Origin of the sequence: Paenarthrobacter nicotinovorans (assembly GCF_021919345.1) — a bacterium.
GTDB classification, from domain to species: Bacteria; Actinomycetota; Actinomycetes; order Actinomycetales; family Micrococcaceae; genus Arthrobacter; species Arthrobacter nicotinovorans.
On record NZ_CP089293.1, the window covers coordinates 2,822,629 to 2,843,694 of the forward strand.

General features: G+C 63.1%; 12 protein-coding genes and 2 tRNA genes. 3 read left to right on the plus strand and 11 right to left on the minus strand.

Features of this window, described 5'->3' with window-relative positions:
* Positions 1-74 precede the first annotated feature (74 nt).
* Positions 75-863, plus strand: a complete 789-nt coding sequence (locus JMY29_RS13110) for a PspA/IM30 family protein (protein WP_018776485.1) — start codon at positions 75-77, stop codon at positions 861-863.
* An 80-nt stretch (positions 864-943) separates the two neighbouring features.
* Here JMY29_RS13110 and JMY29_RS13115 read toward each other — a convergent pair whose 3' ends face one another.
* From JMY29_RS13115 to JMY29_RS13135, 5 genes are all read right to left on the minus strand, one after another.
* A complete protein-coding gene (locus tag JMY29_RS13115) occupies positions 944-1,768 on the minus strand; it encodes a GntR family transcriptional regulator (protein WP_110503897.1) in 825 nt (274 codons plus the stop codon).
* A 129-nt stretch (positions 1,769-1,897) separates the two neighbouring features.
* A tRNA-Met gene (locus JMY29_RS13120) sits at positions 1,898-1,971 on the minus strand.
* Positions 1,972-2,447: 476 nt separating this feature from the next.
* Positions 2,448-2,521: transfer RNA gene (locus JMY29_RS13125), tRNA-Met, on the minus strand.
* A gap of 153 nt (positions 2,522-2,674) precedes the next feature.
* Positions 2,675-5,659, minus strand: coding sequence for a UPF0182 family membrane protein (locus JMY29_RS13130; protein ID WP_026266956.1), 2,985 nt, complete (start codon positions 5,657-5,659; stop codon positions 2,675-2,677).
* A gap of 126 nt (positions 5,660-5,785) precedes the next feature.
* Positions 5,786-6,940: a YlbL family protein gene (locus JMY29_RS13135; protein ID WP_018776488.1), complete on the minus strand. Its 1,155-nt coding sequence runs from the start codon at positions 6,938-6,940 to the stop codon at positions 5,786-5,788.
* A gap of 213 nt (positions 6,941-7,153) precedes the next feature.
* Between JMY29_RS13135 and JMY29_RS13140 the strand changes: the two genes are divergently transcribed.
* Positions 7,154-8,590 carry a zinc-dependent metalloprotease gene (locus JMY29_RS13140; protein WP_110503896.1) on the plus strand — a complete coding sequence of 479 codons (1,437 nt, stop codon included), beginning with the start codon at positions 7,154-7,156 and terminating at the stop codon, positions 8,588-8,590.
* Between the two features lie 57 nt (positions 8,591-8,647).
* Here JMY29_RS13140 and JMY29_RS13145 read toward each other — a convergent pair whose 3' ends face one another.
* The 3 genes from JMY29_RS13145 to nudC are packed head-to-tail and all read right to left on the minus strand — an operon-like array spanning position 8,648 to position 12,386.
* Entirely contained in the window at positions 8,648-9,271 is a 624-nt protein-coding gene (locus JMY29_RS13145; RefSeq protein ID WP_055971893.1) for a M48 metallopeptidase family protein, read from the minus strand.
* Complete coding sequence (locus JMY29_RS13150; protein ID WP_055971890.1) at positions 9,271-11,403, minus strand: ATP-dependent DNA helicase UvrD2; 2,133 nt, start codon at positions 11,401-11,403, stop codon at positions 9,271-9,273. The genes JMY29_RS13145 and JMY29_RS13150 overlap by 1 nt, the downstream gene beginning before the upstream one ends.
* Positions 11,400-12,386 carry an NAD(+) diphosphatase gene (gene nudC / locus JMY29_RS13155; RefSeq protein WP_189075194.1) on the minus strand — a complete coding sequence of 329 codons (987 nt, stop codon included), beginning with the start codon at positions 12,384-12,386 and terminating at the stop codon, positions 11,400-11,402. Before nudC ends, JMY29_RS13150 begins: the two co-directional genes overlap by 4 nt.
* 182 nt (positions 12,387-12,568) lie before the next feature.
* Between nudC and JMY29_RS13160 the strand changes: the two genes are divergently transcribed.
* Positions 12,569-13,780, plus strand: coding sequence for a macrolide 2'-phosphotransferase (locus JMY29_RS13160; protein WP_026266958.1), 1,212 nt, complete (start codon positions 12,569-12,571; stop codon positions 13,778-13,780).
* Between the two features lie 24 nt (positions 13,781-13,804).
* Here JMY29_RS13160 and JMY29_RS13165 read toward each other — a convergent pair whose 3' ends face one another.
* From JMY29_RS13165 to JMY29_RS13175, 3 genes are read right to left on the minus strand one after another with little or no spacing between them, the layout of a single operon-like run.
* Positions 13,805-17,305: an ATP-dependent helicase gene (locus JMY29_RS13165; protein ID WP_189075195.1), complete on the minus strand. Its 3,501-nt coding sequence runs from the start codon at positions 17,303-17,305 to the stop codon at positions 13,805-13,807.
* Positions 17,302-20,649 (minus strand): ATP-dependent helicase, encoded by a 3,348-nt coding sequence (locus tag JMY29_RS13170; RefSeq protein ID WP_189075196.1) that lies wholly within the window; start codon positions 20,647-20,649, stop codon positions 17,302-17,304. The genes JMY29_RS13165 and JMY29_RS13170 overlap by 4 nt, the downstream gene beginning before the upstream one ends.
* Positions 20,646-21,062 (minus strand): MGMT family protein, encoded by a 417-nt coding sequence (locus JMY29_RS13175; protein WP_018776496.1) that lies wholly within the window; start codon positions 21,060-21,062, stop codon positions 20,646-20,648. Before JMY29_RS13175 ends, JMY29_RS13170 begins: the two co-directional genes overlap by 4 nt.
* Between the last annotated feature and the right edge of the window lie 4 nt (positions 21,063-21,066).

The following is a 21,066-nucleotide window of genomic DNA, read 5'->3' on the forward strand; positions in this document are numbered from 1 at the left end:
CCCCGCATAGAAGCGGTACAACAACTGATCACTGAATTCAGTGGGCATCACTGAGCAGGACGAAAGGCAACACCATGGTTAAGCAGTCCATTTTCGGTCGGATCTCGCAGCTGGCAAAGGCCAACATCAACGCCTTGCTTGACCAGGCAGAAGACCCGCAGAAAATGCTGGACCAGATGGTCCGCGACTACACGAACAACATTGCCGAAGCCGAGTCCGCCGTGGCACAGACCATCGGCAACCTCCGGATGCTGCAGGCGGACTACAACGAGGACATCAAGAACGCACAGGACTGGGGCAACAAAGCCTTGGCCGCGTCCCGGAAAGCCGACGAGTACCGCGCGGCCGGCGACACCGTGGATGCCCAGAAGTTCGACAACCTGGCCAAAGTGGCCATCCAGCGCCAAATGACCGCAGAGTCCGAGGCAAAGGCGGCCGAACCGAGCATCGCGTCCCAGACCGAGGTCGTGGACAAGCTCAAGACCGGTCTTGACCAGATGAAGAACAAGCTCAACCAGCTCACCGCCAAGCGCAATGAGCTGGTGGCACGTTCCAAGACGGCTGCCGCGCAGTCCCAGGTACACGATGCCCTCAAGAGCATCGACATCATGGATCCCACGAGCGAGGTTGGCCGCTTCGAGGAAAAGATCCGCCGGGAAGAGGCCAAGGTCCTCGGCCAGCAGGAGCTTGCCAGCTCCAGTCTCGACGCACAATTCAACCAGCTTGAGGACCTTGGTGAGCAGACGGAGATCGAAGCCCGTCTTGCTGCACTGAAGTCCGGCGGCTCCAAGCCGGCAATCGGTGCCGGAGCCCCTGCATCCGCCGAGGCGACGGTCGACGAAGCTGACTTCGACAAACTCTAGGCCGAACGGGAGGGTACCCCCTTCCACGCGTTGCTGACAGCCAAGTGGGCAGGATCCCGAGGGATCCTGCCCACTTCGTTTTAAGCGCTGGCCGCCTGCCCTTCGGTGGATGACGGCGTTTCTTGCCCCGGGCTGGCATCTGTTGCAACCTCGGCGCGAATTTCGAATCCCTTCGGATGGAAATAGGTCACTGTGCACTCCAGGACCTCTCCATGGGGTCCAAGCGTGGTCCTTTCGAGCCTGGGCACCATCGCGAACCCACGCACGTTCAGAGCGTCTGCAAGGTGCTCAGGGGGTGCATGCATGGTCACGGTGATCTCGGCGCGATGGAGGGGCTTCAGCGTTCTGTCCTGGATGACCTGGTAGATGGAATTCCGCTCGGCGTCAGCCAAGCTGATGTGCCGCCCAATATGTGAGGGAATGAAGATCTCCGCAATTGCGTACGGCCACCCAGCACTCGAGTAGGAACGTCGGATTACCAAAACCAGGTTGTCATCGGAAACCAATTTCGCTGGAACACTGCGGTCCTTTTCCATCCATTTGTATTCGATGAGGCCCTTGACGGTCTTCATGCCGGCAGCGGTAAAGGTTTCCATGAAGGGTGCCAGTCGATTCAGCATCTTCACCGGGCGCTGGGCCATCACGAAAGTGCCCTTCCCCTGCCGACGGACCAGCAGCCCCTTGGACACCAGCGTTTCGATTGCCTTCCGGACAGTCGTTCGGCTGATCCCATATTCGTCCATGAGGGCCTCTTCGGTGGGAATGCGCGATCCCGGTTCCAGACGGCTCACTTGGTCCGTCAGGACGTCAGCCACCTGCTGGTACACCGCTACAGGGCTGTCCCTCTGAAGTGTTTTGTGCTCGGGGCCTGAGTTGACGTCACCATTGACCATAGGCTGTCCCATCGAAGAATTTTTCCTGCCTCAGCAAATCCGGATTCGATGCTAGCACCCACGTCGTCAACGACATCTTTCAGCGCCCTGGGTTAAACAAAAGATCCGGACCAGTTTCACTGATCCGGATCTTTTCTCCAGTTGCGGGGACAGGATTTGAACCTGTGACCTCTGGGTTATGAGCCCAGCGAGCTACCGAACTGCTCCACCCCGCGTCGCAAGAACAACTCTACCCCACGGTTCAGGGTGTCTCTGACCATAGGCCATCAAAGGTGCCGCAGATCACGCTGCAGTCTTGGTCCACATGAGCGAGGGTTGCGCCCAAACACGCGGGATGTGAGCGAGGGTTGCGCCCAAACAGCCGGGACGTGAGCAAGGGTTGCGCCCAAACACGCGGGACGTGAGCAAGGGTTGCGCCCAAACACGCGGGACGTGAACGAGGGTTGGGGGCAAACACGCGGGACGTGAGCAAGGGTCGCGCCCAAACAGCCGGGACGTGAGTAAGGGTTGGGAGCAAACACGCGGGACTTGAGCAAGGTCGCGCCCAAACAGCCGGAACGTGAGCAAGGGTTGGGAGCAAACACGCGGAACGTGAGCAAGGGTTGGGAGCAAACACGCGGGACGTGAGCAAGGGTTGGGAGCAAAACAAAAGGTCCGGATCAGCTATTACTGATCCGGACCTTTTCTCCAGTTGCGGGGACAGGATTTGAACCTGTGACCTCTGGGTTATGAGCCCAGCGAGCTACCGAACTGCTCCACCCCGCGTCGCAAGAACAACATTACCGTCCGCTGAATGGCAGACCAAATCCTGGCGACGTGATGTGCATCTCCCCCGCCCCACGGATGGTCGGCACGTGCAAAAAAGGCCGGCACCCGCTCCATAAGGAGCGGGTGCCGGCCTTCAATCGACGCGCGGCCTTAGCTGCTCGGCGATGGTGACGGCGTCGCGCTTGGAGTAGCTGACGGCGTCGACGTTGTCCCCAGTCGGGCTTCAGCGTCCATGGCCTTCTTCAAGGCTTCTGACAGCTTGTTCTGCTGTTCGCCGTAACCGGCAAAGTCACCCTTGGCAAGGGCTCCTTGACCGTCCTGGATGGCCTTGTTGGCCGCCTCCAAGGCTGCCTTGAGGTCAGCCTTGGCATCCGTAGGTCCGGCTGGCGGGGTAGTTGTTCCCGGGGGCGTGGTGGGCGTCTGGCCATTATTGGCCGAGTCGCCCGCCGTTGCTCCGGAGTTGCCGCCGAACAGCTGGTCCAGGGCCGCGTCAAGCGTCGGCGCAAAACCGATCTTGTCGCCGAAGGCAACCAGAACACGCTGCAGTGTCGGGTAGGACGTCTCACCCGTGGATTTCAGGTAGACAGGCTGGACATACAGCAGGCCGCCACCGACGGGCAAGGTGAGCAGGTTGCCGTTCAGAACGTCGGACGCACCTTGGCGCAGGAGGTTCAACGCCTGTGACACTGTGGGGTCCGAGTTGAACTTGTTCTGTGCCTGTCCCGGACCAGGAACCTGTGTGTCGGTTGGCAGTTGCAGGAGCCGCAGCTTGCCGTAGCTGTCTGCCTTGACGCCCTTGACATTGCCGGCGTCGGAATCTGCCGCAAGGAAGCCGTACAGAATGTTCCTGGCGTTTCCGTTCACGGTTTGCGGGATGAACGACGAGGTCAGCTGGAACGCAGGCTTCTCCTGGTCAGGCATCTGCAGGGACATGTAGAACGGCGGCTGCTTTACTGCCTCGGAAACGGTGGGATCGTTCGGAACGCTCCACGCGTCGTTGTTCTGGTAGAAGTTGTCAGGATCCGTCACGTGGTAGCGGCCCAGGAGTTCACGCTGGACCTTGAAGAGATCCTCCGGGTAGCGGACGTGGCTCATGAGGTCGCCGGACATCTCCGAGTACGGCTTGATGGTGGTCGGGAAAACCTTCTGCCATGCCTTCAGGATGGGGTCCTGGTCGTCCCAGGCGTAGAGGTTTACCGAACCGTCGTAGGCATCAACGGTGGCCTTGACCGAGTTCCTGATGTAGTTCACGGAGCTGTTCGGCAGGGCAACGGTCCGACCGGCGCTGGTCTGCGAGTCAGCCGTGGCGTTCTGCAGCTGCTGCGGCTGCGAATACGGGAAGTACTGGCTGGTGGTGTAGCCGTCGACAATCCACTTCACGCGGCCGTCAACCACTGCCGGGTAGGCATTGCCATCCACCGTCAGGTAGGGAGCAAGTTTCTCCACCCGTTCGCGGGGATTGCGGTCGTAGAGAATCTGCGATTCAGCGTTGACGCCGTCCGAGAGCAACAGGTCCGAAGACTGGAACTTGATGGAGTAGAGGATCCGGTTGAGCCAGTTGCCCACGTTCGGGCCACCATTGCCATTGAAGGTGTACTGCGTCTCTCCCCCGCCTTCGCGGCTCGCCGGACGGTCCTGCTCGCGGTTCGGAGCGCCATCCGGGGCACCAACAATCGAGTACTCGGGCGAGTTCTCACCGAAGTAGATCCGGGGCTCGTAGGTAGTGTCGTTGCCCAGGACACCGTTGGACGGAATGCCGGACTGCAGGAACTCGGGCTTGCCGTCAGCGGTGAACTTGTTGCCCTTTGCAGCCACCACGCCATAGCCGTGCGTGTACACGATGTGCCTGTTGACCCAGGTCTGCTGGTTCGCGCTCAGGCCGTCGGGATTCAGTTCACGGACTGCAATCACCGTGTCCTGGACCTTGCCGTCCACCATGTAGCGGTCGACGTTCAAGGTCTGCGGGAACTGGTAGTAGGGGCGGAACTGCTCAAGCTGGGCAAAGGCCGATGAGATGAGGTTCGGGTCAAGGAGCCGGATGTTGGCTGCGGTCTGCGCGTCCGCGGCCAATGCACCGGCTGTCGCCGTCGTCGTGGCGTTGTAGGCAGAGACATCAATCTTGTCCAGGCCGTAGGCAGACCGCGTCATGTTGATGTTGCGGTCGATGAATTCCCGCTCAAGGGTGTTCTCCGAGGGGCGGACCTGGAACTGCTGGATAACCCAAGGATAGACGCCGCCGGCGAGGATCGCCGTGATTACCAGCATCGCGGTACCAATGACCGGCAAGCGCCATCGGCCGATCACCGCAGCAATAATGAACAGGATGGCTACCAAAGCCGCGGCAACTGCGAGGATCGCCTTCGTGGGCACCACGGCATTGACGTCCGTGTATAAGGCGCCGGCCCAGCGGCCGGAGTTGCTCTGGACGGTGGTGTACCTGTCCAGCCAGAAGTTGACGCCCAGCAGGATCAGGAAGAGCGCGCCCGTCACCGCAATGTGGATCTGCGCTGCACGGCTGGTGAAGATGCCCCGCTCCATGAGGCGGATGCTGCCATAGAGATAGTGGGTGAGGATGCCGGCGATGCCGGCCACCACGGTAATACTGATGAGGAACCCGGTGACGAAACCCAGGAACGGCAACGACATCAGGTAAAAGCTGATGTCGAGGTTGAACAGGGGGTCTGTTTGGCCGAAGGGCTCCTGGTTGAAGAACAACAAGGCTTTTTGCCATTGGCTGGCTGCCGCGCTTCCGGCAAAGAGTCCGAAGAGAATAGGCAGGCCGATCATGACCACCCGACGGACAGGCTCGAGCTGCGCCTGGTAGCGGTTGAGGTTATCCCGGGACTCCGCATCAGGAGCGTAGACGGGGCGTGAACGGTACGCGATCCTGATGGCAAAGAAGACCGCTGCGAACATCATGGCGAAACCGACCAGGAACGTGATGATCCTGGCAAGATTTTCCCGAAGATAAACTTCGAAGAAACCAAGCTGCTGGTACCAGAGGACGTCAGTCCACACATTGGCGAAGAAAATGAACCCGACGACGGCCACGGCCACGACAATGAGCGTCGGAGTCAGGGCACCTCGTCTCAGCGGTGATCTTCCGGGCGGGTTGGAGCTGGCGGGACGGGACAAACTCTGTACCTCATTGGTGTCAGTGAACAGTCGGTGTGCGAGTACTTGACATTCTCTGCCGCTGGGATATGGCGGAGGCCGTCATATATGCCACGAGTGGCGGTGGAGCTAAGTTCCACCGCCAGTCTAGTTGTTTGTGCAGGTGGGAAGGCCCGCCGTGTCCTGTCCGGACCCGAGTCGCTCCACGGCAGCGGTCGCGTCGGCCAACGTCTCCACTTTGACGACCTGAAGTCCATCCGGGACATGCCCCACGACGTCGGAACAATTCGCCGCCGGGGCCAGGAACATAGTGGCTCCGTGCTGGCGGGCACCGATCATCTTCTGCGCAATGCCGCCAATCGCGCCCACGTTGCCGTCGGCGGTGATGGTGCCTGTGCCGGCGATGTGTTTGCCCCCGGTCAGGTCACCCGGTGTCAGGTTGTCCACGATCCCCAAAGCGAACATCATTCCCGCACTGGGACCTCCAACGTTGTCCAGCGAAATGCTGACATCAAAAGGAAAGGTGAAATCGCTCGACAACAGCACCCCGAGGACATACCGGTCAGCCTGGTTCCTGGTGGGGGTAACTGTTTCGGTGACGAGGGCGCCGTTCCGCTCCACCCCGACGGCGACCGGAGCACCCGCGCCCGCGGCAAGTTCGGCCTGCACTACGGCCATCGAGGTGATGGCCTTCCCGTTGATGGTCTTCAGGCGGTCACCTTCCTTGATCTTGCCGGCGGACGGCGAGGGGTCCGATAAGCCGGCAACATCCAGCCGCTGCTCAAAGGGGATATCCAGCTGCCGCAACGCTGCGGCCACTGCATTCTCCTGAGATGTCTCCATGTCGATTTCGCCCTGCTGGACCGTCTGCTCTGCAGTGGTGCCCTTGGGATAAATGAGTTCCTCGGGGTAGATCGCCTTGGAACTGTCGAGCCAGGCACGGAAGACATCGAAAATAGTGGCGGGAGTCTTGGGACCGCCGGTCATGACCACGGTAGTGAGGTCAAGGTTCCCTTTGGCCGGGAAGGCCTCGTGGCCGGAAATGCTGATGACCGGCTTGTCACCGTCCTTGCCCAGAGTATTGAACGTCGGGCCGGCCGACTCAATGACGTACGGGACCGGCAACGCGGCCGCCCCGATGCCGAGGCCCAAAGCCAGCAGCCCTGAAATCACCATGATCATGTAGCGGCCGTTACCCGGAGGTGCGGGAGGCACCGTGGAGGGATCGGCGTCGGACTTTTGACGCGGATCCTGGCTCTGGCGCGAGGTAAAGGAGCCCTCGGGGCTGGGTGAAGTAAGCATTGAGGCCTCTCTTTTTCCGGCATGGCGTGACCGGTTCCTATGGCTTGCTCCCGCCGCAGGCGGCGGCAGCACATACCAAACATCAACACTACGCGGTACGGCGCAGCTGTACTGCTTTGCCTACAGCGAACGACGCCGCGTCCGGGCAGACAGCTTTCCGGCCGCGCGGTACGGTGAAAGAGATCACCAGCCAGTTCGACGATCGGCGGCACCATGACTTCCAACCCAAACAACCCGTCCAACGACGACGAGACTCCCAAGGATCCCCTGGCAGAAATGCTGCAGAACCTTATGGGCGGACAGGGCATGGGCAACATCGATCCCGCTGAACTGGCCAAGGCTGCGGGCCTGCCCAACGATCCCCAGCTGCTCCAGCAAATGTTCGCCCAGGTCCAGGCCATGATGAGTTCCACCTCCGAGGGCCCCGTGAATTGGCAGCTTGCGCATGAGAACGCCCGCCGGGTGGCCGCCTCCAGCAGCGATCCATCGGTCACTGCCCAACAAGCCAGGGAAGTCGACGAAGCCCTGAGGCTCGCCGAATTATGGCTCGACCCCGTCACTGACCTGTCCGCCACAGGATTGATCGGACGCGGCTGGTCGCGCGCTGAATGGGTGGAAGCGACGCTTGGGACCTGGAAGCGGCTGACCGAACCGGTAGCGAACAGCGTTGCCAACGCTTTGTCCAATGCACTCACCCAACAAATGCCCGAGGAAATGAAGTCCATGATGGGCGGAGCCTCCTCCATGCTGCAGAACATGGGCGGAGCGATCTTCGGCATGCAGTTGGGCCAGGCAATCGGTGCCCTGTCCGCGGAAGTTGTCAGTTCCACTGATATCGGTGTCCCATTGGCGGACCTGGAAATGGCACTCCTGCCGGCGAACGTCGCCAAGTTCGGCGAAGGGCTCAGCCTGCCGGAGAACGACGTCCGTTTGTTCCTGGCCGTCCGTGAAGCAGCGCACGCCAGGTTGTTCGTGCAGGTTCCGTGGCTGCGTGGCCACTTGCTCGGTGCCATCGAGGCCTACGCCCGCGGCATCCACATCGACATGTCCCGCATTGAAGACCTGGCCCGGGATCTCGATCCCAGCAACCCTGAAGGCATCCAGGCGGCTCTGTCCCAGGGCGTCTTCACTCCGGAACGCACCCCCGTGCAGACTGCCGCCTTGGAAAAGCTTGAGACTGCCCTCGCTCTTGTCGAGGGTTGGGTGGACGAACTTACCGCTGAGGCCACCGACAAGGTCCTGCCCTCCGCGACCGCCCTGCGTGAGACCGTCCGACGCCGGCGCGCCACCGGTGGACCGGCAGAACATGCCTTCTCTTCACTGGTCGGCTTGGAGCTGCGTCCTCGACGCCTCAGGGAGGCTGCCACCTTGTGGGCCACCCTCAAAGAAGAGCGCGGCATCGCCGGACGCGATGCCATCTGGCACCATCCGGACCTGCTGCCCACCGGCGCCGACCTGGACGATCCCAAGGGCTTCTCCGAGCGCAGGCGCCTCGCCGAGGCAAGCGACAGTGAAGTGGACGACGCCCTTCAGAAACTGTTGGACGGCGGCTACGAAACAGCCGACGACGCTGGTGAAACCGAATCTTCCGACACCCCGGCCGAGGAGCCTGACTCCGACGGCAACGATCCCCAGCCGCCGGTTAAATAACCGGGTCCCGAACACAACCGTCAGCAACGGTCGCCTCGAAAGGCGGCCGTTGCTGCTTTAATCCTCGTCCGAGGCTGTATCGGAGTGGTCTTCGGGGCCGGCTTCTCCGGTGAGCCCCCTCGACGTCGCGAAGGCCACTCCCTCCAGGAAGGCCTTGGCCCGCTGGGTCTCGGGGTAGGCGTCAACCAACGACCAAAAGTGCGCGTTATGCCCTGCGACAAGCAAGTGCGCGAGCTCGTGCACCAGGACGTAATCAATCACCCACTGCGGCATGGGTTGGAGCTTGTTGGACAACCTGATGCTGCCATCTGCGGGCGTCGTCGAACCCCACCGCGAGTTCTGGTTACCGACCCAACGGACCGACGACGGGACAGCACGCCCGCCGAGGTAGGTACGAGAAAGATGCGCGGCGTGCTCAGCAAGTACTTCATCAGTTGCGGGGCGGCGCTTGCTCCTGCCGGACCGCTGCTCGCCTTGCTTCTTGAGTTTGGCGAGCATGCGCCGTACCCATTCACGCTCCTGGGACTTGGTGAAGCTCGCCGGGATAGCGACCACGGCGTTGCCGTCTTCCCAAAATGCTGCGACCGTTCGACGCCGCCTTGTTGACCGGCGCACGACAACCGGAGCTCCGTCGTCGGTCACCTGGGGCACGTCGCGGTCCCCTGCCCGTGCGCCTGCCATCAGAGAACAGCGCTCTCCGCCAAGACCGCCAGGACAGCTTCGCCATAGCGCTCCAGCTTGGACGGTCCGATGCCGGCCAGGCCCGCCAGCTCTTCCAGGGAGGTCGGTTTGGCCTCGGCGATTGCCGTCAAGGTGGCGTCGGTGAAAACGACGTAGGCAGGGACATCGGCGGATTTTGCCTCGTCTTTGCGCCATTGCCGCAGGGCGTCGAACGTTTGTTCCTCGTAAGAGGGCGGGCATTGGTTGCAGCGTCCCACCTTCCGTTCAGCGCCGGTGGCGAGCATGCTTCCGCACACCCTGCACGACGCCGGTGCGGCAGCTTTCCTGCGCACCGGGCCTGTCTTGCTACGGGCGTTTGCGGACGCCACGGAGTCGGGGCGAAGGCCGTCCAGGAACCTCGATGGTTTACGGTTGGCCCTCCCGCCGGGTGTGCGTGCCGTTGACCATGACAGGTTCAGGTGTTCACGTGCGCGGGTGATGCCCACGTAGAGCAACCGCCGTTCCTCGTCCACGTCTTCGGGCGTATCGGCGAAGGAGATCGGCATCAGGCCTTCGCTGAGGCCCACCAGGAACACTGCGTCCCATTCGAGGCCCTTGGCAGAGTGGAGCGAAGCAAGCGTGACACCCTGGACCGTCGGGGCATGTTGGGCCACGGAACGTTCCTGGAGCTCGTTGACGAACTCAGCCAACGTGAATGACTCACCGCGGCTCACAGCCAACTCGTCAGCCAGGGCGACCAGCGCGGCCAAAGATTCCCAGCGCTCACGGAGGGCTCCCCCGTTATGCGGGGCAGCTTCGGTGTATCCCAGGGACGCTACGATGTCCCGAACGATCTGGCCCAGGGGCTCCTGGGGGCCCTCCGCAACGGCCCGGGTGGCAGCCCGGAGTTGCAGGATGGCATCACGGACTTCCTTTCGGGCGAAGAACCGTTCACCACCCCGAAGCTGGTAACCGATGCCCGCAGATGCCAACGCCTGTTCGTAAGCCTCGGATTGACCGTTGGTACGGAAAAGGATGGCTATCTCGCTGGCCTGGACCCCGGCATCGAGCAGCTCCTGGATCCTGCCTGCGACGACAGCTGCCTCGGCCTCGTCGTCCGGGCACTCCATGAACTTCGGTTCCGGACCGGACGGTCGTTGGGCCACGAGCTTGAGGGGCGGCGCCCATGCGGCATCGGCGACGGGTCCCCCGCTCCGCCGGGATCCGAGAAGATCGTTGGCCAGCTTCACGACCTGGGGTGTGGACCGGTAGTCACGGATGAGCTTGACCACGCTTGCACCAGGGAATTGTGTTTTGAATCCCAACAGGTGCTTGGGAGAGGCTCCTGTGAAGGAATAGATGGTCTGACTGGCGTCTCCGACCACGCACAACTCATCGCGGCCACCAAGCCATAAATCCAGGAGCCGCTGCTGGAGCGGGGAAACATCCTGGTACTCATCCACCACAAAATGCCGGTACTGCTCGCGAACGGTCGCAGCCACCTTGGGATCCTCCTGGAGAATTCCCACTGTAATGAGCAGGACATCTTCGAAATCGATGACGTTACGGTCAGTCTTGATGTCCTCGTATGCTTGGAAAACCCGCGAAACTGCCGTCAGATCGAACCCGCCCGGCGTCCCACGGCCCTGGGCGTTCTCCAGGTAATTGGCGGGCGTCAGCATGGATACCTTTGCCCATTCGATCTCCGCCGCCAGGTCCCTGATGGAAGCGCGGTCCGTACTGAGGCGCAAGCGGCGGGAGGCCTCCGCGATCATGTTGGCCTTGTGGTCCAAGAGATTCGGCAAGGTGCCGCCAATGGCTTGCGGCCAGAAAAACTGCAACTGCCTCAAAGCTGCGGCGTGGAAGGTGCGGGCCTGCACATTGGCCACGCCAAGATCGCGAAGCCTGCTGCGCATTTCGGCAGCGGCCCGCGCGGTGAATGTCACGGCCAGCAGCCGCTGAGGGCTGTAGACCCCTGAGTGGACACCGTAAGCGATGCGGTGGGTGATGGCACGGGTCTTTCCGGTACCAGCTCCGGCCAGCACGCACATGGGACCTGTCAGGGTACTTGCCACTTCACGTTGCTCGTCGTCCAAGCCGCCGAGGATGCGCTCCTCAAGTGAGCCACCGGCGTCGAAAAACACCTCTGTCACGGCTGGAGATCTTCGATGACGCCGCCGTACCAGTGCTCGATCAGGGAACGGGCAATCGAAAGCCGCGTGGAAATCGTGATCTCGCCGCTGAGCACAGCTTCCTGCAGCTCATCCCTGCTGAACCACCGCGCCCGTGTTACCTCCACGCCGTCCGGCCTGGCAACGGCGTCGTCAGTGGTGGCCGTGAACCCCAGCATGAGGGACGCGGGGAAAGGCCAGGACTGCGAGCCAAGGTATTGGCAGGCCGTCACGCGGACACCCACCTCTTCTCCGATTTCCCGCACCACAGCTTGTTCCAGGGATTCGCCCGGCTCCACGAATCCAGCCAGGGTTGAGTAGTTTTTGGCGTCCACGGGTCCGCCGCCACCCAGCAGGAGACGACCATCTGGTCCCACCACGGTGACAATGATGGCAGGATCGGTGCGCGGGTAATGTTCAGAGTTGTCCTTGGGACAGCGCCGGACCCAGCCGCCCGCTTCAACCTCCGTGGGGTTGCCGCATTGCGGGCAGTGCGTGTGGGTGGCATGCCAGTTGGAAATCGCACTGGCTTCGATGAACAGTGCAGTGTCCATGGCATCCAAGGTGGCAGCCACATCCCGGAACCCGGCCCACTCGACGTCCGAGGGGATCGTAGCCGTTCCCGCAACCGGGGGCTCGGCGGTTGTGAACAGGAGGACCGGGGTTCCTTCCGGCAACGAGGACGACATCAAGGTGGTACCCAAATATATGGCGGCAGCACCGGCGTCGGACTCCTTCAGTGCGGTCCACAGGGCGGTGGCGTCGCCGAACCAGAGCCTCTCCGCAGTCACCAGCGCTTTGCGCTGCGAGATGACCATGGCCTTGGCAGTGCCTGAACCGATGACGTCTTCAACCATGCCGGGTTTCATACGGACGCCCGAACCGCGATCCACCATGGCAGGGCGGACGGGAAGAACAGTGTCCATCAGGTGGTTGGCAAGCGCCGGCGACTCCGTATGACTCATGTATCTACCGTACTGACTCGTACCGACAAAAAACATTTGAAAGGCCTACCGCTTGTGGAGAGCGGGTGCCGGCACGCAGCCAGGCCGGTCTTTTGCGCCGATCCGCTGTCGATTTGACGCGGATCTGAAGACTCGCCGCGCTGCATCATGGCCATCGGCCGCACTCAATCTACCGTGGAGAGGTGAGAAGAACACCGCTCGAACTGGCCGCTATAGCAACCGCGGCGGTGCCTGGTTTGGCGCCGACGGCTACAGCCTATTCCCCCGACGACAACGCAGACTTCGACTCCGCGTCGTTGTTGGACGCGGAAGGCAAACGCTGGCGGGTCCGTTCGCCGCGCCATCCTGAGGCGAGCACGCGCCTGGAAACCGAATTCATGGTGCTCCGGGCCTTCGCTCCTGCCGTCCGGGCCGAACTGCCCTTCCATGTGCCCACCATTGCCGGCACCGTCCGGCAGGGCTCTCTCACTACCTTCGTTTATGCGCACCTTCAGGGATCGGTGCTGTCCATCGAAGAACTCTCGGCCAGCAGCCCGGCATTGGCCAAGGAAATCGGTGCGGCACTGGCTGCTGTCCACGATCTTCCGCTGAGCCTGGTCATCAATGCAGACCTTCCCAGCTATTCGGCCAATGAATTCAGGCAGCGCAAGCTCAACGAACTGGATCAGGCGGCAACAACGGGCAAGATTCCTGCCACGCTCTTGCGCAGGTGGGAGCATGCCCTGGAGGATGTCGCCCTGTGGCGGTTCAACACCTCCGTAGTCCACGGCGATCTCCACGAAGACAACCTGATGGTCCAGGGCGACAACGTCACCGCAGTGACTGGGTGGACTGATCTGCGGATCGGTGACCCTGCCGACGATTTCGCGTGGCTGGTGGCCTCCAACGAAACGTCGTTTGTGGAAGCAGTGCTGGACCACTACACCCAGGCCCGCAGGGAGACCCCGGACGCCCACCTGCTACGCCGCGCTGCCTTGCTGGCAGAGTTCGCACTGGCCCAATATCTGGTCAAGGCCATGGCAGCCGGACATCAAAGCATGACAGCGGAAGCTGAGTCCATGCTGCAGTCCCTCGCCAGCGACATAGAGGACCAGGCACGCCGCGATGAAGAGGCGGAAGCCGCCGAAAGGGAAATTGCGGAGCATCAGGCCGCGATGGCCGCCGCCCACCAACCTGCGGTCAGCGTGGTGGCAATTCCCGACGCCGGTCCAACAGTTTCGGTGGCAGCAATCCCCGCTGCCGAGCCGGCTGCCGAAGGGTCGACTGACTCGCCTGATACGACAGCCTCGGCGGATTCCGCCCGGGCCGGGGGCGATGCCTCAAGCGACCATGACGATACATCCACGGCCGCCATCAGCGTGGTCACGCCACTGCACACGGCGGACCGTTCCTAGGCTTCATTTGTCCTCGCCCGGACCTCACTTGGCTTTCAAGGCCTCGGCAACGATCTGTTCAAGTTCCTCGGCGCTGCCCAGATCATGCGGGCGCACCACTGCGTCTTCGGCCACGTAGTAGAACGCTGCGCTGACTTCCTCCAGGGGCACGTCCTTGAGCCGCGCCCACGCCAGCCGGTACACGGCCAGCTGCACCGCGCGCGTTGCCAGTTGTCTTCCTGCCGGACGTCGTCCGGTTTTCCAGTCAATCAACTGCCACCGGCCATCGGCGTCACGGAACACGGCATCGATCCTGCCGCGGACAACCACGTCACCGATACGGGTTTCCACGGGCACCTCCACGAAGGCCGGAGCACGCTGCGCCCACTCGGACTGCCTGAACGCAGCCACCATGTCATCCAGCCCATAGGCCTCATCAATGTGCGAGTCCGAGCCGGGTGCCTCGTCGAGGTCCAGCATTCCTGTCGTACCGAAGTACTCCTCCACCCAGGCGTGGAACGCTGTACCCTTGCGCGCCGAGATTCCCGGTTCCCGGGGAACAGGCCTGCGGAGCTGGGACAGTACGGCCGCAGGGTTGTCGCCGAGGTCCACGAAAAGTGACGCGGAGATATGGCTGGGCAGATGGATGTCGTGGATTGCCTTCCGTCGCCTTTGCCGGTCCAGCAAGAGCTCAGCTTCCTGCGACCACTTTCCGGCCGCACCGCCCAAGGGGGGCGAGGAATGTTCGTTGTCGGGATTTTCCATGTATGCCCGCACCATTGCTGCGGCCCGGTCCATGGCCTCCCGACGGCCAGGCGCCAGCCTGAGGCGGGCTCCGGTCCTCGGGTCGGACGGTCCTTCAAGAGGATCGTAGGGAAATTGAGCTATCTCCAGCGAAGTCGTCAAAGGGCTGGTGTCGGGCAAGGCTTCTTCTGACACGGAATCAGGGTGGACGTCGGCCTGCGCGGCAATGCCAAAACGTCCGTCGTCTTCCTGCCCCAGCCCGGCAAGCGGCGCCAGCTCCGAAAGGAAGGCGGACATCCCGGCTATCCCCGAGCGCGAACCATTCCACGCTGCGCTTGAGGCCCATAGGACGAACTTTGCCCGCGTGTAAGCAACGTAGGCAAGGCGGCGCTCCTCAGCTTCACCATGGTGTTGGACTTCCGATTTGAAGTCCTTCTCTGCATCCAGCCAGCCCTTCTGGTCGGACTGGTCAAGGTCCCACTGAGGAAGGTCGGCGCGATCTCCGCGCAGGGGCCACGGCAATGCCGCGGCGCCGGTGCTCCACCGGGAGTCCCTGTTGCTGGGGAACGAACCTGCGTTGAGGCCGGGTACGAAGACCACGTCCCATTCCAGGCCCTTGGAGGCGTGGACGGTCAGCAACTGCACGGCTTCGCGGTTGGTCTCCGGCGGTGCGACGTCCAGACCGCCTTCCTCGGAGGCGGCTGCCTCCAGCCAGGACAGGAAGGCCAGAAGGTCGATCCGCTGCGAGGTCTGGAGGAAGTTCGCCGCGGCGTCCTGGAAGGCATCCAGGTTTCGTCGCGCCTGATGAATGCTGACCCCCGGCTTGGCGGCAACTTCGATGTCGAGGAGCATGGCCCGCTCCACCTCGCCCAGCAGCGTGGTGAGGTCATCGCCGATGAAACTCCTCAGGGAGCGCAGTTCCGCGGCAAGGGTGTTCAGGCGATCCAAGGCCGCACCGCTCAAGCTCCTTCCATGGCCGGAAGTCCACCCCGGCTTGGGCAGGTAGTCAAGAGCCTCCACCAGGCTGGCGGCGTCGGTGATATCGCTTTCCACCACCACGGCCGATGCTTCCTCGTCGGTTTCGCTCGCTTCACCTTGTGCGTCCGGGGCGGACCGACGCCGGGCGAGGAACCTGGACCAGTCGCTGAAAGCCATCAGGTCCGCCGGACCAATCCGCCAGCGTGCCCCGGCAAGCAACCTCATCAGGGCATCAGAACGTCCTGGATCAGCCAGGACGCGCAGGGTAGCCACAACATCCACGACCTCCGGGGTGTCCAGCAGTCCGCCCAAGCCGACGATCTCGTAAGCGATTCCCTGCAGTTCGAACTCGCGGCGGAGGCACTCCATCTGGGCGCGCCGGCGGCACAAAACCGCCATGGTCGGTTTAGTCGGTGTACCGTCGGCCTCTTCTTCGAACACAGTCCGCTGGTAACGCCGGACATCGCGGACGATCGCGGCAGCCTCGTCCTCATCAGTTCCGAACCGCCCGATGACCACGCTGCCGTCAACAGCGGCAGGACTGGGTACCAGCGGCGGGACGGAAACGGTCCCGGAGTCCGTTTTCTCCCCCGCCGCTGCGCCGGCGCCCGCAGCCCTGTTCAAGGGCGCGGCGATGGTATTGGCTGCCTGCAGGATGTTCCTTCCGTTCCGCCAGGCAGTGGTCAGGTAGGACGTAGGTGCCACGGCGTACGACGTCGAATCTTCCCCTGCGGCCTTGTGAACGACCGGGAACTCCTGCACGAAATGGAAGAGCTGACCGGCCGAAGCGCCCCGGAATCCGTAGATGGACTGGTTGGGGTCACCGACAGCGGTGACGGCGTGGCACTGGCCGAAGAGCCGCGAAAACAGAACCAACTGGGCGTGCGAGGTGTCCTGGAACTCGTCCAGGAGAACCACCTTGTACCGCGCGCGTTCCGTGGCAGCTGCCAAAGGGATGTCCCGCGCAATCCGGGCAGCCAGAGCCACCAGGTCCCCGAAGTCCAGGACCCCGCGCTGGCGCTTGGCTTCCTGGTATCGGACCACCATGTCAGCCACGCTGGCCCGGGTCCGGAGCATCGCCGCCAGTTCCCCGGCGGCCTGTGTCGGGTTCTTCTTAGCTCCGGCCACATAGGGAAGCTGTTCGAATCCCTGCACCCGTTCGAGCACCCATTCACGCACCATGGCCGGGTCCTGGAGATGCTCGGCGCATTCACCTGCCAACTGGATGACACCGTTGACCAACGTCGACTTTGCGGCTGTGAAGTGCTCATAGTCGCCGTCGTAGGCCTCTACGACTTCGCTGGCCAACTGCCAGGACTGCGCGCCACCCAGCAGGACGACATCACGCTCTATCCCCAACCGCAGGCCGTAGTCGGACACAATTGCGCTGGCGTACGAATGGTAAGTGGAAACCCTGGGCTCCAGATCATCAGCGCCGAGCAGGTCCGCCGGGAATCCGATGGTGCCATCGTCTTCGGCGGCCACCCGCTGGAGTGTGGCCAGCTTGCTCCTGATTCGACTGGCCAGTTCTCCAGCAGCCTTGCGGGTGAACGTCACGCCCAGGACCTCTTCCGGGCGGACCCAGCCGTTGGCGACAAGCCACACCACACGGTCGGCCATGGTGGCGGTCTTTCCGGAACCCGCTCCGGCAATGACCAGACGCGGCGTCAGTGCGGAAGAAATGATGTCCGACTGTTCGGACGTGGGGTGGTTCTTCTCGCCCAGGATGTCCGCCAGCTGCGACGGCGTAAAACGGGGCTCCGGGGTACCCGCGCCGCCATCGAATGTGGAGGCCCCCACACCGTCCAGGAGTTCAGTGCTCATTCGGTAACCTGCTTTCCTCGTGCGCACAGTGGGCAAATGTCCGGAAGGCGGCAACCATGTCCGCCATGACTGCTTTTGCCTGGATCATGCCGTGCTTCAAACGTTGCGCCGGCCATCAACGCTGCGGCCTCATTGACCAAGGCCTCAGCCCAGTTGTCACCGGACTCCAGGGGGTCCTGCTGCTGAACGGCCGGACTCTTGGTCTTGGTACCGAGTTGGGCCAGCACAGCGCCCCCGGGCATGGAAGGTTTCGTCGTTTCTGCGGGGAGCCCGGGGCCAGGTTCTTCTCCGGACGGCGCGGCGTCCTGGAACGCACCCTTCAAAACTGCCGCCTGGTAAGCGCCCAACTGCGGATGGTTGGCGACTTCTGCCTTGCCCGGCTGGCGCTTTCCGGTTTTGAGGTCGACGACGACCAGCCGCCCCTCGGCATCAAGCTCCAACCGGTCCACCTGACCGCGGAGCACGGCATGACGTTGGAGGCCTTCGGGGTCCAGGTCCCCGGCGGGTACCGCATCAAGCCTGACGTCAGGAAGCTGGACTTCAAAGTCGTGCTCGACCGCAAGAAGGCTCCTGCCTTCGCTTCGCATAATGAGGACATACTGGGCCAGTTTCCGGACCATGAGCTCAGCCCGCTGGAAGTCCAGCCGCCCCTCCCAGTTGTCCTTCATCCCCAACGTAGGCCAACGGCGGACGAGTTCGGCCACGTACTCTCCGCCCGAAGCCTCGGGCAGGTCCTGGGCAATGCTGTGGACAAGGGTGCCCAGGCTGCGTGCGAAATCGGTGGCCGCCTCTCCTCCGGCGGCCTGGACAAACCAGTCCAGCGGGGATTTGTGGACCGCTTCCACTTTGGACGGTGAAACGGAGACTGTGCCGCCCGGGGGTACAACCGGGTCCATGGAACTCAGGGGCGCCAGGCCCCACCAGGTGTCCGGATCCGCGCCAGGAACCGGGGGCTCCGAGCTGGCAAGCCTGGCCAGTATCCGGGCGGCCTCCTGCGCAGCCGCCGGCTCCTGGCCTGAGGACTCGTCCAGTTGGACGTGCTGCCGGAGTTCCGCCACGAGGGCCCGCAAAGTCATGGGGCGGTCCACGGGGGTGTAACTGCGTTTGTATTCCCCCTGGCCCAAGGGAGCCACATAGTCCAGGAACGCGGACGGTTGCTCATCCTCAGAGGAGACGGCCGTGCAGATCAGGACCTCACGTGCACGTGAGATGGCGGTGGAGAAGCTTCGCAGTTCGTCGTACCGGATATCCCGGAGCCGGCTGAGCGGTCCCCGGCCCAGGGCGTAATCCACCCCGTGCTCCACGGCATCGGCATACACCGTGCTGCCCAGGAGTTCGCCGCGCAAGCGGGTATTTGGCCAGACACCTTCCTGGAGGCCGGCGACAATCACCACCGGCCACTCCCGCCCGGCAGCACTGGCGGGGGTCATGATTTCCACGCAGTCTTCAAGTTGTGCGCGTGCTGCCAGCGTGTCCATTGGCAGCTCCTGGTTCAGCAAATAGTCAAGGAATTGCTCCGGCCCTGAGCCAGGAAGCTGGTCCACGAAACGTTCGGCAGTGTGGAAGAGCGCCATCATCGCGTCAAGGTCCCGATCGGCACGGGCCCCGGCGGCACCGCCTTCCAAGGCTGCTTCGGCCCACCGTGCGGACAAGCCCGTGGCTTGCCACAACGCCCAGAGAACTGATTCGGCGTTGGCTCCGGGTTCGGCGACGGCTGCAACACCGGCCGAGATTGTTCGAGCGAGTCGTCGGGCAGCACTGCCCTCGATACCCAGCGATGCCAACGCACCCGGTTCAAGCAGGGCCTCCACCAGCAGCGCGTCGCTGGACCGGCCGCCACCTCCAAGAAGTTCCTCACGCCGCAGTGACTGACGGAGTCTTCGCAGTTCAATGGCCGTAGCCCCGCCGATGCGGGAGGTCAGGAGTGATACAGCGGTCTCGGGGGTCAGCTTGACCGGGTCCAACACAACGGCAAATGCTTCAAGAAGGGGACGCACTGCGACTTCGTCGCGAACAGCAGAGTCTGCCACCGGAACCCGCACCGGAATGCCTTGTCCACCCAAGTAGCGCTGCAACTGTGAGATTTGCCCGCCATTGCGGACAATCACCGCGATGTCGCTGAATTCGCGGCCATCCCGCAGCTGCGCTTCAAGAATTCTTTGGGTGACGTAACGCATCTCGTGAACGGCGGAGGGCAGCACGTGGCCTTCCACCCTGCCCTCAGGGAAAAGTGCCGTATTTTCAGCCCCGGCCTGCGGGGGCTGTTCCATCTGCCTCGCCAACTGACCGCCGGAACGCTGCGAAATACGGGCCGCTACCCGGGACCAGGCCTCAGCCACCGCAGGAGCGTGGCGGTGCGTCATGGACAGGGGCCGTTCCAGGACGGCCTGCTCCGGACCGCCCAGGAGTGCCGGCAGCTCCGCTACGAGATCCGGCCGTGCGCCACGGAAACCCTGCACCACGGTATCCGGGGAGTAGGTCACCACTGCGTCCTTGCCCTCAGCAACATCAGCCAGGAGTTCGAACACCGCGGGGTTGGATTCCTGGGCGTCGTCCACCAGGAACAACTGAAGGCGCCGCCGCTCTTCAGCCAGGAAGTCCGGGGAGTCCTGGAATATCTGCCGGGCAGTGGTAATGATCCCGGCGGGGTCGAAGGCCTCCGGCATACGGAGATCGAGGATGTCCCTGTATTCGCTGTAGAGTTCTGCGGCGGCCATCCAGTCGGGCCTTCCGCACTCGTAGGCCAGGCCAACCAGATCGTCAGCTGTACGTCCGGACTCGATGATGCGATCGAACAACTGGCGGATTTCATGGCGGAAGCCCCGGGTGGGCAGCGCCGCGGCCAGGTCATCCGGCCAGGGCAACTGGAAGCCCGGACGCGAGTGGCCCTCCAGAAGCTCCTTGATGATGAGATCCTGCTCAGGACCGGAGAGGAGCTTGGGCGGCCGCGCCAGCGGGAGGACACCTTCAGCTTTGGCGCGCCGGATGATATCGAAAGCATAGGACGCCCAGGTGCGGGCCGGCGTCGTACTGAGGCTGCGGTCCAGCCGACCCGTAAAGGTGTCGCGCAGGGCAGCGGCCGCATGGCGGCCCGGGGCAAGGATGAGGATCTCTTCGGGGTCCAGTCCGTCCTCGCGGACACGGCGGACAGCTGACTCCACGAGCACGGTGGATTTGCCGGTTCCAGGACCGCCGGGCACGAGGATCGGCCCGCTCCCCTGCGGAAGGGAGACCACAGCGAGCTGGTCGGGAGACAAGGCAGGGGCCGCGTAATGGGTTTGCCGCGGCGGCAGCAGCCGGAGGGCTGCGGATGCTGGGCGGGGTTTGGCAGGAGTCGCGGTCACACAGTCATTTCATCATCGGGTACCGACAATATATGGAGTCGACGCTCCAACTGGTCGGAGATCACATCAAGTTGGTCAAAATCCCCGTCCGTGGGCGCCCATCGGGCCGCCGCGAGATCGACGCGCCACCTGCCTTCGCCGGTCAGCAGGAACGCCCGGTACGCACCGTGCAGCGGAGTGGATTCTTCCAGATAGTGCCGGAGAGCGTCGGCTTCGTGGCCGGGAGGCGCTTCTCCGCTTGCCCGCAGCACCCGCCACCAGGCCACGGCGCTGCCGTAGTGGCTCATAACAGCACCAACCTGCCGCGGCCCACCCGAACCGAGGAGCTCGGCAACGTCGCCGTAGGACACCGCCGAAGCAGGCGGAACGAGGTCCACGACGGCCAGGACCGCCGTTACATACTCCATCCGCATGTGT